Source organism: Streptococcus sp. SCPM-O-B-15304 (M98) (assembly GCF_058200215.1).
On the sequence record NZ_JBYQGQ010000007.1, the window covers coordinates 81,885 to 93,871 of the forward strand.

Genomic DNA, 11,987 nt, shown 5'->3' on the forward strand with positions numbered 1-11,987 from the left:
ATATTTGAATGAGGTGTTTTATGATTCAAAATGTTGTTACTTCAATAATACTGTATTCTGGGACAGCCGTAGACTTACTTATTATCCTAATGTTATTTTTTGCCAAAAGAAAAAGCAGAAAAGACATCATTAACATCTATTTAGGACAATTTCTAGGCTCTGTTAGTCTAATATTGCTAAGTTTGCTTTTTGCATTTGTCTTAAATTATATTCCTAGTAAAGAGATTTTAGGTTTACTCGGTTTGATTCCAATTTTCCTAGGTCTCAAAGTTTTGCTTTTAGGAGATTCTGATGGAGAAGCTATTGCCAAAGAAGGTTTGCGCAAAGATAATAAAAACCTGATATTTCTAGTCGCTATGATTACTTTTGCAAGTTGTGGTGCTGACAATATTGGTGTCTTTGTTCCATATTTTACTACCTTAAATTTAGCAAATTTGATAGTAGCTTTACTTACCTTTCTAGTCATGATTTATCTCTTGGTTTTTTCTGCCCAAAAATTGGCACAAGTCTCTTCTGTTGGAGAAATTTTGGAGAAATATAGCAGATGGTTTATTGCCGTTGTTTATTTAGGATTGGGGATATATATCCTGATTGAAAATAACAGTTTTGACATACTATGGACTATATTAGGCTAGGAGAAAATATTATGAAAAAAGATAGTATCTGTCAAGTGGATGTTATAAATCAACAAAATGTTACAACCGCAACGAACTACCTTGAAAAGGAAAAAGTCCAAAAATCACTTCGCATTTTATCAAAATTTACCAATAATAAACAGATAAATATCATCTTTTATCTCCTTGCCGTCGAAGAACTCTGTGTCTGCGATATAGCCTGTTTATTAAATCTCAGTATGGCATCTGCCTCCCACCATCTTCGTAAACTAGCCAATCAAAACATCTTGGACACTAGAAGAGAGGGGAAAATTATATATTATTTTATAAAAGATGAGGAAATCAGAGATTTTTTTAATCAACTAGGATAACAACTATTTTTACTACTCTACCATTCACTCTACCTTTTATTATGTAGCATTCTAAAAACATTGATGTACCAACGTTTCTAACAGCTAAAATAGAAATTATTTAATCTTTTTATAGAAGTGAAGTAAGCATTCAATTCGAATCAATACATAAGAAAAACGCTTATTTTAAGCGTTTTTTCTTTTTTCCAATTTCAATGTATTGCAAAAAAATCAACCGAATGACTACATTTTTTGTGAAATAAATTAGATGTTCGGATATAGGGAAAACGCTCTAGTCACAATGACTAGAGCGTTTTTGTATTGTTTTTAAATTTATTAAAGCACATATTCGTGAGCATATAATTTGAATGCGCTCTCATATTTTGATATACTATACTTAACCTAGATATATTGGGTTATGAAAGGAGGCGCATATCGCATATTATGTTGTGGTCCATTATTGTAGGAGGCTTTATCGGCCTTGCAGCAGGGGCAATCACTAAAAAAGGTGGCTCAATGGGAGTAATTGCTAATATATTTGCCGGTTTAATCGGTTCATCAGTAGGTCAATCACTCCTTGGCACTTGGGGACCATCACTAGCTGGTATGGCTATCATCCCATCTATTGTTGGTGCAGTGATTGTAGTTTCTGTGGTATCGTTCTTTTTGGGTAAAAAAGGTTAATGTTTTACTCGAAAGCAGACTATAGTTTTTAATTTATAATGACGGGTAAAGCTATGGTTTGTTGCACTAATTGAAAGGATTTTATATGTCAAAATCAAAGAAAATATTATTACTTATTTTCTGTATTTTAATCTTGACAATTTTCCTTCCTATTTTGATAGATTATCACCAGGTTAGTGATTTAGGAATTCAATTGACTAGCTGGCGACAGACATCATTTGAATATTATCTCGCTAGATATGTATTTTGGGGGCTTCTAGGCCTGTCTATCTTAGTTTTATTATGGATGTTAGTAATCCTGTTTTATCCTAGACAATATCTGGAAATAAAACTTGGAACTAAAGACGATAAATTAAAACTAAAGAATTCAGCTATCGAAGGATTTGTTAGATGTTTGGTTCTTGATCATAAGCTAGTTAAAGAGCCTAAAATCAAAGTACAAACTTGGAAAAAGAAATGTTTCGTTTCTGTAGAAGGTACAACTGTTCTTTCAGATAACATTGCTAACAAATTTGAAGTAGTTCAAAATGAAATTACTCAAGGATTGAAAGAATTCTTTGGCATTGAACGAGAGGTTAAACTGGAAGTTTCAGTGAAAGAATATGACCCTCAAAAAGCAGCTAAGAAAATTGTTAGTCGTGTAAAGTAAGGAAGTAAAAAATGGAATGGTTTAAAAAATATCAATACCCAATCCTATGTGGAGTAGTAGGTATTATTCTAGCCTGCCTCATTCTATCCTTTGGTTTCTTTAAAACGATGTTTGTTTTAATTTGTGGAGCTTTAGGAATTTGGTTGGGATACTATGTACAGAAGAATTATTTAAATAAATAAAGGAGTTTCATATGTCAAACGTAGAAAAAAATGCAAATAAAAAACAAGATGTTGTTTCTAAAGATGTTCGAGGAGAATTAACTTACGAAAATAAAGTTATTCAAAAAATCATCGGTCTTTCACTAGAAAGAGTCCCAGGACTATTACATGTTGATGGCGGATTTTTCTCAAATCTTACAGAAAAACTTGTCAATACTAACGATGTAACACACGGTGTTAACGTTGAAGTTGGTAAAGAACAAGTAGCAGTTGACTTGAACGTTATCGTAGAGTACAGAAAAAACGTTCCAACTCTATACAAGGAAATCAAAGACGTTATCGTATCAGAAGTTGCGAAAATGACTGATCTAGAAGTAGTTGAAGTTAACGTTAATGTTGTTGACATCAAAACTAAAGAACAATATGAAGCAGACTCAGTTAGCCTTCAAGACCGTGTAACTGACGTGGCAGAATCAACAGGTGAGTTCGCGTCAGAACAATTGTCTAAAGTGAAATCTGGTATCGGTTCAGGTGTCGCAGCAGCACAAGAAAAACTTGGCGAAGGCGCTGAATTCGTTCAAGAAAAAGTTGGCGAAGGCGTTGAAACTGTTAAAGACGCTGCAGCCAAAGCAGAACCACGTGTTCACTAATTACTAATTTAGAAAAAAATAAAAGGAGGATATACTTATGTCTACAGAAGAAAAATTAAACCAAGCAGCAGGATCTGTTAAAGAAGGCGTTGGCAAATTGATCGGCGATAAAGAACTTGAAAAAGAAGGAGCTGCTGAAAAAGTTGTTTCTAAAGTGAAAGAAGTTGCTGAAGATGCAAAAGATGCTGTAGAAGGTGTCGTTGAAGGTGTAAAAAACATGCTTCATAAAGATGATGCTAAATAATTAAATTTAGGTAATCTTGCTATTTTTCTCGAAAACACCCCCAGTTAGGGGGTGTTTTTGTTATTCGTTTTTATCAATGCACGTTTTATAGAGAAAAAAGAATACAGGACAAACAAATTCCTGTATTCTTAAAATAACTTAGAACAGATATGATAATGAAGCGACTAATAAGATTATAGCACAAATTATTTTTCCGATTTTTACATATTGTTGTTTGAACAATTTATCAGAGAAAAGAGTCAATACAAGCGCAACACAAAACAAAGTAGTTCTTAAAGTTATGATTCATACTCCTTTCGTTATTTTGTTAATCCAGTAAATAAGTTGAATAGTAAGTATTTAATCTGCAAATATGTTTATCTTTTCCGAAAACTCCTTTGGTCATTAATCGGTATCTCAATCTATCTTTATTATAGCACAAATAACATTATTAAACAATTATATTTATCCTTTATAAACTAACATTTGGCTATTTGACAAGGATGGATACCTGCTCCGAACTTGCTTCTAAAAGGTAGCAAGTTCAACTCTCACTGCCTTTTCTCTCCTCCTATTTTTGAGAGCGCTTGAAATATGTTATAATAGTTCTAGATTATTTTTTTGGAGGCAAACCGTGGGAAATTTTATTGAGCTAGTCTTTCATCGTTTCTTTTTGGGGATGATAGCTACAGCTTATTTTTGGTTATTGACACTAGCGGGAGGTGTGGTTTTTGGTATAGCGCCAGCTAGTGCAACTCTCATGAGTTTATTTGCGGAACACGGCTATTCTTACCGTGCCTATGGTTTTAAAGAGGCTTGGACTCTTTACAAGAGCAATTTTGTTAAAAGCAATCTCAGTTTCTACACCTTTATGGGACTTGACTTGATCTTGATTTATGGTTTGTATCTCATGATCCAATTGCCGCATCAGACCATTATCCACTTGGCAGCGACTTTTCTGAATATCTTTCTGGTAGCTTTGGTATTTTTGGCTTATACAGTTTCTCTAAAATTGCAAGTTTATTTTGACTTATCCTATCAAAATACCTTAAAGCTTGCCTTTATCGGAATTTTTATGAGCTTGTCAGCAGTGGCTAAAGTTCTTCTTGGTAGCGTCTTGTTAGCCATTATTGGCTTCTATATGCCAGCCCTTATCATTTTTGTAGGGATTGGAATGTGGCATTTCTTTATTAGTGATTTATTGGAGCCTGTTTATGAAAACATTCATGAAAAATTGGCGTCCAAATAGAATGAAACAATTTTGGCTTCATTCGCTCCTTAGAACCTATAGTTGGGTGATGATTGTTATCATTGCTAGTTTTGCTCTTTTGATTTCTTATGTAAACTGGGATAGTCGCGAAAAAGAAGCAAGACAGGTTTCCCAGCGGGTTTTGACTCGGACGGTGAACGAGGTTGAGTATTATTATCGAGAATCAGCGCGTTCAGCCCAAAGTCTAGTAGATAATCAAGCGCGAATCGAGGGAATCTATAAGTATTTTAGCCTCAGTACACCAGATTATTTCTATTGGCAACTGGAGCGTAAAGCATCACCCTATATTTCTGTATCCATTTATGAAAATATCGATGACCTTTATGTGCGCAATGATTTTGTAACGGGTGTAGCCATTGTCTTGGAAGACTCGACAGAAGTTTATGTTTCGAAGAGGGACAATCGTAGTGGTTACAAGGTTTCTGCAGATGCCTTCAAGCCAGATGCCAATAGTTTCGCCATTCCCGTATCCGATCCAGTATCGGATCAAGCTCTTGGTGTTATTTATGTCTCTGTATCTTCCGATGTTTTTTATAAGGCTATTGACAATACCAGAGGAAATATCCCAATTGCTGTGAGCATCACCTCTCCTTTTGAAACGGATATGTTTCACCAAGGTGAAAAAAGTAATCGAGAGGAATGGTTGCAAGATGAGACAGCTCATGGATATCAGGTTCAGGTTGCGGTTCCTAGGGATTATGTCCTTAGTGGGAGTATCTTTAGTTCGATTTTTATTCTTGCTTTGAGTCTCCTCTTTATCGTTATTTTATATGTAACCTTGAAAAAAACATTTTCGAAGTATCAAACCCAAGTTGTTGATCTAGTGGAAACAATCCATGATATTGCGCAAGGGGAGCAAGGTAAAAGAATTGATCTCACGAAAAAAGACCAGGAATTACTTTTAATCGCTGAGACGACAAATGATATGTTGGATCGATTGGAGAGAAATATCCATGATATTTATCAACTTGAACTGAGTCAAAAAGATGCCCATATGCGCGCTCTACAAGCTCAGATAAATCCACATTTCATGTACAATACTCTGGAGTTTCTACGGATGTACGCGGTCATGGAGAACCAAAATGAACTAGCGGATATTATCTACGAATTCAGTAGTCTCTTGCGTAACAACATCTCTGATGAGCGAGAAACAACATTAAAGCAAGAAGTGGAATTTTGTCGGAAGTACAGTTATCTCTGTATGGTGCGTTATCCAAAATCCATTGCTTACGGATTTAAAATCGACCCTGGATTGGAAGAAATGCGCATTCCAAAATTCACCCTCCAACCCTTGGTGGAAAATTATTTTGCCCACGGAGTTGATCATCGACGTACAGATAATGTGATCAGTATCAAGGCTTTGAAAAAAGATGGCTATGTTGAGATTTTGCTTACGGATAATGGACGCGGAATGCCTGCTGATAAGCTAGCAGAGATCCAAGCTAAATTAGCTCAGAGAACCTTTGAACATACGGTGGATTATAGTGGGAAACGCCAGTCCATTGGGATTGTCAATGTGCATGAGCGCTTTGTACTCTACTTTGGCGACCGATATGATATCAATGTAGAATCAGTTGAAAAAGAAGGTGTTCGCTATCGAATCACCATTCAAAATGAAGAGAAAGGATAAAGATGTATAAAGTACTTTTAGTGGACGACGAGTACATGATTACAGAAGGTCTCAAACGTTTGATTCCTTTTGATAAGTGGGATATGGAAGTCGTTGCAACAGCCAATCATGCTGACGACGCTCTGGACTACGTTCGAGAACATCCCGTAGATATTGTCATTTCTGATGTCAATATGCCTGACAAGACAGGGCTTGAGATGATTGGAGAGATGAAGGAGTTGTTGCCAAATGCTTACTATATCCTCCTTTCAGGCTATCAAGAATTTGACTATGTCAAAAAAGCCATGAATCTCAATGTCGTTGATTATCTGGTCAAACCAGTCGATAAGGTTGAGCTTGAACGCTTGCTTGAAAAGATTGCCAGTCAGCTTGGTGAACAATCTCATGAGCCCGAAATATTGAGTCAGCAACTCGATGAAGAAGCTTTCAAGACTCATCTCAGCCAAAAAGAAAACTGGTGGATTGGACTTTCAAAAGAAAAACAAGGAAATTATGCCATTCCTTACTACGTTCTAGGTCAAGACTGGCAGATCGTCCTTGCTGATCAGGAATTTGAGGGCTTATTGGTCATGCCTTTTGAAGCTTCTTATCAAATCAACTTTGAAAAGTGGAAGCGTGATATTGAAAAGACTCTCTTTTATGGTTCGGTCAATTTAGATCAGTCTGAAAGTCTCTTTTCTTACTACGAACCCATTTATCGAGTGATCATCCAGGGAAATCTTCAGCAGATTATTGATGAATTGACCTTGCTTGAGAAGATTGTCCTTGAAAATACACCAAGGGTATCCATTACCAAGCAGCTCTTTACCCAGTTTGTTATGGATGTTTTCCATCTCTTTGAACATCTGAAAGCAGACGACATGACAGATATTGTCAAGAACATCCATGCCATTACAACTTTTGAGGACTTAGTCGCTTATACCAAGGAGACCTTGACTTCCTTCTTTGGCCAATACCGCATGAATGAAAATGTAGTTAGTGTGCTTGAAGTCATTGGTAGAGACTACAAAAAAGAACTTTCCCTCAAGGATATCAGCAAGGATCTCTTTATCAATCCCGTTTATTTGGGCCAGCTAATCAAGAAGGAAACCAATTCAACCTTTGCGGAGCTTCTCAATAAGCAACGCATTAAGGCTGCCCAGCAGCTCTTGCTATCTACCAATGATAGTATTGAGGATATCTGTTATACAGTTGGTTACAGTAATGTTGGTTATTTCTATAAGGTCTTTCGAAAACTATGTGGGAAGTCTCCTAAAGCCTACCGTAAACAGGTGGAAGCAAACTTATAAGATTTGTTTTGCTTGTTAAAATATGCTATAATAAACTAAAAAAACATAAGGGGGTTGCTTTGATGAAAAAGAAACCAATCTATCTATGGGTATTACTGATTTTTTCAGCCTTACTCTCAGCAATGTCACTATTTGGAATCATATCTCCAGTACCTACTGCGGAGGGTATGAACAATCTAGAAACATCAGCATCAGGTGTTAATGCTACTTATGCTAAGGAGCTCGTTGATTACACCATTAAGGTATCGGAGCATGGTCATTCTGTCTTCAGCATTCTCTTGGTTGTCTTATCTGTTATTCTGGTTGTTGTGGCTTTGGTTTTCCTTATTCGTAAAAACCTTCAATTGGCTAACTACACTTATCTTGCTTATGTCTTCGTTGCCATCGTTGGTTCTATCTACAACTTTATCGGCGTTCAGGATGCGGTTTCACTTTTTACAGACCCTAACATCCGTATGGGAGCGGAGCTTGGTGCCAAAGGTTCAGCTATTTTTGGGATCGTACTCAATGTTATCTTCCTAGCAATCGTCTTCTATAAAATGTGGCGTCAGCAAAAAGAATTAACAGAAACTCAAGAAGAGGAAGAACTTGCCTAAGAGTTGACAAAGCATAACTATCAAGATACAATCTTGGTAGTTATTTTTTATGATTCAAAAAAGGAGGAGAAAATGAAAAAAATTTCCTTGGTCTACATCAGTCTGAGTGGCAATACGGAGAGTTTCGTAACACGATTGAAGGCTTACCTATTAGAACAGTATGAGAACATTGAAGTAGAAAAAATTCATATTAAAGATTTGGTCAAGGAAGGAGAAGATTTCTTTGAAATGACCAACCCATATGTGGCTTTTCTACCGACTTATCTAGAAGGTGGCAATGGTGTTGATAATGGTGATGTGGAGATTTTGACTACTCCAGTAGGTGATTTTATCGCTTACGGTGACAATGCCAGCAAGTGTTTTGGTGTTGTAGGATCCGGTAATCGTAATTTTAACAACCAATACTGTTTGACGGCTAAACAATACAGCCAGCGCTTTGGTTTCCCCGTTCTAGCTGACTTTGAGATGCGTGGAATGCTGGGAGATATCAAGAAGGTCGCAGGGATTATTGCAGAACTCTATGAATTAGAAGCTTTGTAAGAGGCTAGATTTTCTGAGGAAGAGTTTTATTCTATGGATAAAGGATTTACTTCAAAGGGGACAATCGAAATGAGTAAACTACAGAAATCATTTTTAAAGTATATAAAACGCAAACCAAGCTTCAAGGATATTATGCTATGCAGTGCTTTGCTACTATTAGCGATTGCTCTGCTACGGTTCTCTGAGAAAATTTTTGATGAAAATGCAGCACCATTTGGAACCATGGTATCCTTAGGGATTGTTATCCTGGTAGAAATCTTAGCTGTCAGAAATAAATAAAAAGACTCGAGAAATGCATCTCGAGTCTTTTTGTTAGTTGCGAATTTCGTCAACGATTTCTTTTGAAATGGGGATCCCTAAACGGTAGCCTTTATTCACGTAATCAATGACATCGTTGATATTTTCTATCGTTTGGATTTTTTCTTTGATAGTTGCACGAAAATCTTGATCTTTCAATAGTTGGTCCTGAAGCAGTCTTTGAAGTTTCTCTTTTTCATATTTGTTGACAAGAAAGAGAAAAAGAAGACTAATAACAACTAAGATATAAGCGTATTGGCTCATAAAAATTCTCCCTAAGTGATAAAGAAATGAATAGCAAGAGAAAAGCGAAGAGTCTCCGCTTTTCAAGTCATTCTAGTAAAGTGTTTAGGCAATTCACCATATAGCGATTGCCGTCAAGAGACTAGGAACTTTAGTTCCAGTAACTTTAAGATTACGACGTCTTTCGGTAGAAATCGATAATATTTCTATCGAAAGACTAGTGAAGCGCCGAGCCAAAACCCCTATAGGATTTGGCGTTAGTTATTTAGACTGCTTTACAATAAAGTGATTAAAAGTCTACGACATGAGCCTAACCAAATCGATATTATTTGGTTAGGTGAATTAGTGAAGCGTTTAGGCAATTCGCCTCATTTACGACGTCGTGGCCCTCTAAATCGATTAATTTAGGAACCATGACTAGTGAAGCAGTTAGCTAGTCCGCATAAAAGCGGCTAGCGTCCAACAATTAGGAACTTTAGTTCCAGTCTCTTGTAACGATTTACATCTTCTCTGGTGCTTCTACACCCAACAAACGAAGGGCTTCTTTGAGGACAACTGCAGTTGCATAGCTGAGGGCTAAACGACTGTCGCGTTCTGGACTTTCATCCAAGATGCGAGTGTGAGCGTAATATTTATTAAAGGCTTGCGCTAAGCTAATTGCAAATTTAGCAATGATAGAAGGTTCAAAGTTATCCGCCGCACGGTTGATAATACGTGGGAAATCTTGGATGAGTTTAATGATTTCCCAGCTTTCAGGATCATTCAAGCTATAGTTGGCAGCTGTTTCTGGTTTGAAATCCGCTTTGCGTAAGATAGATTGGATACGAGCATAGGCGTATTGAACATAAGGACCAGTCTCACCTTCAAAGGATACCATAGCTTCAAGGTCGAAGTCGTATCCATTTGTACGGTCAGTTTTAAGGTCATAGAATTTAATGGCTCCAACTCCAACAGCATGAGCAACCTGGTCTTTATTTTCAAGTTCCGGATTTTTGGCTTCGATTTGCGCTTTGGCACGGCTGATGGCTTCTGCGACAGTAGGCTCTAGTAAGATAACGTTCCCTTTACGAGTAGAGAGTTTCTTGCCTTCTTTTGTTACCAATCCAAAAGGAACATGGACAATATCTTGACTCCAATCGTAACCCATCTCTTGCAAGACGGCCTTGAGTTGTTTAAAGTGAGCAGATTGTTCTTGACCAACGACATAGATCGATTTGGCAAATTGGTATTCGTTTTTACGGTAAAGGGCAGCGGCCAAGTCACGTGTGATGTAGAGAGTTGCACCGTCAGATTTCTTGATAAGAGCTGGGTGTTCAATTCCATATTTTTCAAGATTAACAACTTGGGCACCTTCTGATTCGACCAAAAGTCCTTTTTCAGAAAGGATATCTACAACTGCATCCATCTTGTCATTGTAGAAGGCTTCCCCGTTGTAGCTGTCGAATTCAACCTTCAATTCATTATAAAGGCGGTTAAATTCCACCAAACTTTCATCACGGAACCATTGCCAAAGTGCGAGAGCTTCCTCGTCTCCATTTTCAAGTTTACGGAACCATTCGCGTGCTTCTTCATCCAAGCTAGGGTCATTTTCAGCTTCAGCATTGATGCGAACGTAGAGTTTAAGAAGTTCATCAATCGGATGAGCTTTTACAGCTTCTTCGTCGCCCCATTTTTTGTAGGCAACGATTAGCATCCCAAACTGTTTACCCCAGTCTCCCAAATGGTTGACCTTGACCGTTTGATAACCGATTTTTTGGAAAATATGTGACAAGCTATCTCCGATAACAGTTGAGCGCAGGTGACCAATAGAGAATGGCTTAGCAATATTGGGACTAGACATGTCGATAACAACATTTTCTTGTTTACCAATATTTTGGTCAGCATAGTGTTCTTTTTCAGTGATAACAGCATGTAATACTTGAGCAGAAATGGCATTTTTATCAAGGAAGAAGTTAACATAAGGTCCAGTAGCGACGACTTTTTCAAAGGCTTGGCTATTGATTTTTTCAGCGATATCTGCTGCGATCATTTGTGGAGCTTTTCTCTCAACTTTTGCTAGAGTAAAGGCAGGGAAGGCGATGTCTCCCATATCAGAGTTTTTGGGTTGTTCTAGTAGATTTAAAATAGCCTCTTGATCCAGGCTGTCAATGACGCTAGCCAATTCGCTAGCGATCAATTGTTTTGTATTCATTATAAACTCCTTTGGACTTTTCTTCTATTTTATCACAATTTTGAGGAATGATAAGAATTTTTTTGAAATATTCGGTTTTTTTGGTATAATGTTCTTATTAAATAGTTGAAAATGTTATAAATATTCACTCGAGAGGATGTTATGAGAAAAAGAGAACGCCATCAGTTAATCAAACAAATGATCACTGAGGAAAAATTAGGAACTCAAAAGGAGATCCAGGATCGGTTGGAAGCACGCAATGTTTTTGTGACGCAAACGACCTTGTCGCGTGACCTTCGCGAACTGGGCTTGACCAAGGTTAAGAAAAATGATAAGGTCTACTACGTACTAGCAAATGAGACGGAGAAGATTGACCTGGTTGAGTTTTTGTCCCATCATTTGGAAGGTGTAGCAAGAGCTGAGTTTACCTTAGTTTTGCACACTAAATTGGGTGAAGCTGCAGTTTTAGCCAATGTTGTCGATGCCAACAAGGATGAATGGATTTTGGGAACAGTTGCGGGTGCCAATACTCTCTTGGTCATCTGCCGAGATCAGCATGTTGCTAAACTCATGGAAGATCGTTTGTTAGATTTGATGAAGGATAGATAAGGTCTTGGGAGT

General features: G+C 37.2%; 16 protein-coding genes. 14 read left to right on the forward strand and 2 right to left on the reverse strand.

Annotated elements, in window-relative coordinates; translation table 11 throughout:
- Window positions 1-20: 20 nt before the first annotated feature.
- The 13 genes from AC3E7H_RS05895 to AC3E7H_RS05955 all read left to right on the forward strand — a co-directional run bounded on the left by AC3E7H_RS05895 (window position 21) and on the right by AC3E7H_RS05955 (window position 8,935).
- Window positions 21-635 carry a CadD family cadmium resistance transporter gene (locus tag AC3E7H_RS05895; RefSeq protein ID WP_000615750.1) on the forward strand — a complete coding sequence of 205 codons (615 nt, stop codon included), beginning with the start codon at window positions 21-23 and terminating at the stop codon, window positions 633-635.
- Window positions 636-646: 11 nt separating this feature from the next.
- Window positions 647-985: a Cd(II)/Zn(II)-sensing metalloregulatory transcriptional regulator CadX gene (gene cadX, locus AC3E7H_RS05900; protein WP_490676237.1), complete on the forward strand. Its 339-nt coding sequence runs from the start codon at window positions 647-649 to the stop codon at window positions 983-985.
- 423 nt (window positions 986-1,408) lie between these two features.
- Complete coding sequence (locus tag AC3E7H_RS05905) at window positions 1,409-1,648, forward strand: GlsB/YeaQ/YmgE family stress response membrane protein (RefSeq protein ID WP_006149342.1); 240 nt, start codon at window positions 1,409-1,411, stop codon at window positions 1,646-1,648.
- Between the two features lie 85 nt (window positions 1,649-1,733).
- The gene (gene amaP, locus AC3E7H_RS05910) at window positions 1,734-2,297 is read left to right on the forward strand and encodes an alkaline shock response membrane anchor protein AmaP (RefSeq protein WP_075228767.1); all 564 of its coding nucleotides are present in this window, start codon (window positions 1,734-1,736) and stop codon (window positions 2,295-2,297) included.
- A gap of 11 nt (window positions 2,298-2,308) precedes the next feature.
- Complete coding sequence (locus tag AC3E7H_RS05915; protein ID WP_075228766.1) at window positions 2,309-2,479, forward strand: DUF2273 domain-containing protein; 171 nt, start codon at window positions 2,309-2,311, stop codon at window positions 2,477-2,479.
- 11 nt (window positions 2,480-2,490) lie between these two features.
- On the forward strand, window positions 2,491-3,108 hold the full coding sequence (locus tag AC3E7H_RS05920; RefSeq protein ID WP_075228765.1) for an Asp23/Gls24 family envelope stress response protein: 618 nt from the start codon (window positions 2,491-2,493) through the stop codon (window positions 3,106-3,108).
- Between the two features lie 37 nt (window positions 3,109-3,145).
- Window positions 3,146-3,352: a CsbD family protein gene (locus tag AC3E7H_RS05925; protein WP_070459618.1), complete on the forward strand. Its 207-nt coding sequence runs from the start codon at window positions 3,146-3,148 to the stop codon at window positions 3,350-3,352.
- Window positions 3,353-3,965: 613 nt separating this feature from the next.
- Window positions 3,966-4,580: a YesL family protein gene (locus AC3E7H_RS05930; RefSeq protein ID WP_075228764.1), complete on the forward strand. Its 615-nt coding sequence runs from the start codon at window positions 3,966-3,968 to the stop codon at window positions 4,578-4,580.
- Window positions 4,558-6,231 (forward strand): sensor histidine kinase, encoded by a 1,674-nt coding sequence (locus AC3E7H_RS05935; RefSeq protein ID WP_075228771.1) that lies wholly within the window; start codon window positions 4,558-4,560, stop codon window positions 6,229-6,231. The genes AC3E7H_RS05930 and AC3E7H_RS05935 overlap by 23 nt, the downstream gene beginning before the upstream one ends.
- A gap of 2 nt (window positions 6,232-6,233) precedes the next feature.
- Window positions 6,234-7,520 (forward strand): response regulator transcription factor, encoded by a 1,287-nt coding sequence (locus AC3E7H_RS05940; RefSeq protein WP_490676238.1) that lies wholly within the window; start codon window positions 6,234-6,236, stop codon window positions 7,518-7,520.
- Window positions 7,521-7,582: 62 nt separating this feature from the next.
- On the forward strand, window positions 7,583-8,116 hold the full coding sequence (locus AC3E7H_RS05945; RefSeq protein WP_049510093.1) for an ABC transporter permease: 534 nt from the start codon (window positions 7,583-7,585) through the stop codon (window positions 8,114-8,116).
- A gap of 72 nt (window positions 8,117-8,188) precedes the next feature.
- Complete coding sequence (nrdI, locus tag AC3E7H_RS05950; protein ID WP_049527317.1) at window positions 8,189-8,656, forward strand: class Ib ribonucleoside-diphosphate reductase assembly flavoprotein NrdI; 468 nt, start codon at window positions 8,189-8,191, stop codon at window positions 8,654-8,656.
- Window positions 8,657-8,725: 69 nt separating this feature from the next.
- Window positions 8,726-8,935 carry a hypothetical protein gene (locus AC3E7H_RS05955; RefSeq protein ID WP_060956354.1) on the forward strand — a complete coding sequence of 70 codons (210 nt, stop codon included), beginning with the start codon at window positions 8,726-8,728 and terminating at the stop codon, window positions 8,933-8,935.
- Window positions 8,936-8,968: 33 nt separating this feature from the next.
- On the opposite strand, the gene AC3E7H_RS05960 is transcribed toward AC3E7H_RS05955, so the two are convergent.
- Window positions 8,969-9,217, reverse strand: a complete 249-nt coding sequence (locus AC3E7H_RS05960) for a hypothetical protein (RefSeq protein ID WP_006146258.1) — start codon at window positions 9,215-9,217, stop codon at window positions 8,969-8,971.
- 478 nt (window positions 9,218-9,695) lie between these two features.
- Window positions 9,696-11,387: an arginine--tRNA ligase gene (gene argS, locus AC3E7H_RS05965; protein WP_060955204.1), complete on the reverse strand. Its 1,692-nt coding sequence runs from the start codon at window positions 11,385-11,387 to the stop codon at window positions 9,696-9,698.
- Between the two features lie 141 nt (window positions 11,388-11,528).
- Here argS and argR point away from each other — a divergent pair, with 141 nt between their 5' ends.
- Window positions 11,529-11,975 carry an arginine repressor gene (gene argR, locus AC3E7H_RS05970; RefSeq protein WP_001231485.1) on the forward strand — a complete coding sequence of 149 codons (447 nt, stop codon included), beginning with the start codon at window positions 11,529-11,531 and terminating at the stop codon, window positions 11,973-11,975.
- Window positions 11,976-11,987 lie beyond the last annotated feature (12 nt).

What these genes read in the sequence shown, in the direction of transcription:
- amaP (WP_075228767.1), top strand. Translation starts at nt 1,734, where the DNA reads ATGTCAAAATCAAAGAAAATATTATTACTTATTTTCTGTATTTTAATC.
- argR (WP_001231485.1), top strand. Translation starts at nt 11,529, where the DNA reads ATGAGAAAAAGAGAACGCCATCAGTTAATCAAACAAATGATCACTGAG.
- AC3E7H_RS05960 (WP_006146258.1), bottom strand. Translation starts at nt 9,217, where the DNA reads ATGAGCCAATACGCTTATATCTTAGTTGTTATTAGTCTTCTTTTTCTC.
- AC3E7H_RS05925 (WP_070459618.1), top strand. Translation starts at nt 3,146, where the DNA reads ATGTCTACAGAAGAAAAATTAAACCAAGCAGCAGGATCTGTTAAAGAA.
- AC3E7H_RS05905 (WP_006149342.1), top strand. Translation starts at nt 1,409, where the DNA reads ATGTTGTGGTCCATTATTGTAGGAGGCTTTATCGGCCTTGCAGCAGGG.
- AC3E7H_RS05920 (WP_075228765.1), top strand. Translation starts at nt 2,491, where the DNA reads ATGTCAAACGTAGAAAAAAATGCAAATAAAAAACAAGATGTTGTTTCT.
- AC3E7H_RS05955 (WP_060956354.1), top strand. Translation starts at nt 8,726, where the DNA reads ATGAGTAAACTACAGAAATCATTTTTAAAGTATATAAAACGCAAACCA.
- AC3E7H_RS05945 (WP_049510093.1), top strand. Translation starts at nt 7,583, where the DNA reads ATGAAAAAGAAACCAATCTATCTATGGGTATTACTGATTTTTTCAGCC.
- AC3E7H_RS05915 (WP_075228766.1), top strand. Translation starts at nt 2,309, where the DNA reads ATGGAATGGTTTAAAAAATATCAATACCCAATCCTATGTGGAGTAGTA.
- cadX (WP_490676237.1), top strand. Translation starts at nt 647, where the DNA reads ATGAAAAAAGATAGTATCTGTCAAGTGGATGTTATAAATCAACAAAAT.
- AC3E7H_RS05895 (WP_000615750.1), top strand. Translation starts at nt 21, where the DNA reads ATGATTCAAAATGTTGTTACTTCAATAATACTGTATTCTGGGACAGCC.
- AC3E7H_RS05940 (WP_490676238.1), top strand. Translation starts at nt 6,234, where the DNA reads ATGTATAAAGTACTTTTAGTGGACGACGAGTACATGATTACAGAAGGT.
- argS (WP_060955204.1), bottom strand. Translation starts at nt 11,387, where the DNA reads ATGAATACAAAACAATTGATCGCTAGCGAATTGGCTAGCGTCATTGAC.
- nrdI (WP_049527317.1), top strand. Translation starts at nt 8,189, where the DNA reads ATGAAAAAAATTTCCTTGGTCTACATCAGTCTGAGTGGCAATACGGAG.
- AC3E7H_RS05935 (WP_075228771.1), top strand. Translation starts at nt 4,558, where the DNA reads ATGAAAAATTGGCGTCCAAATAGAATGAAACAATTTTGGCTTCATTCG.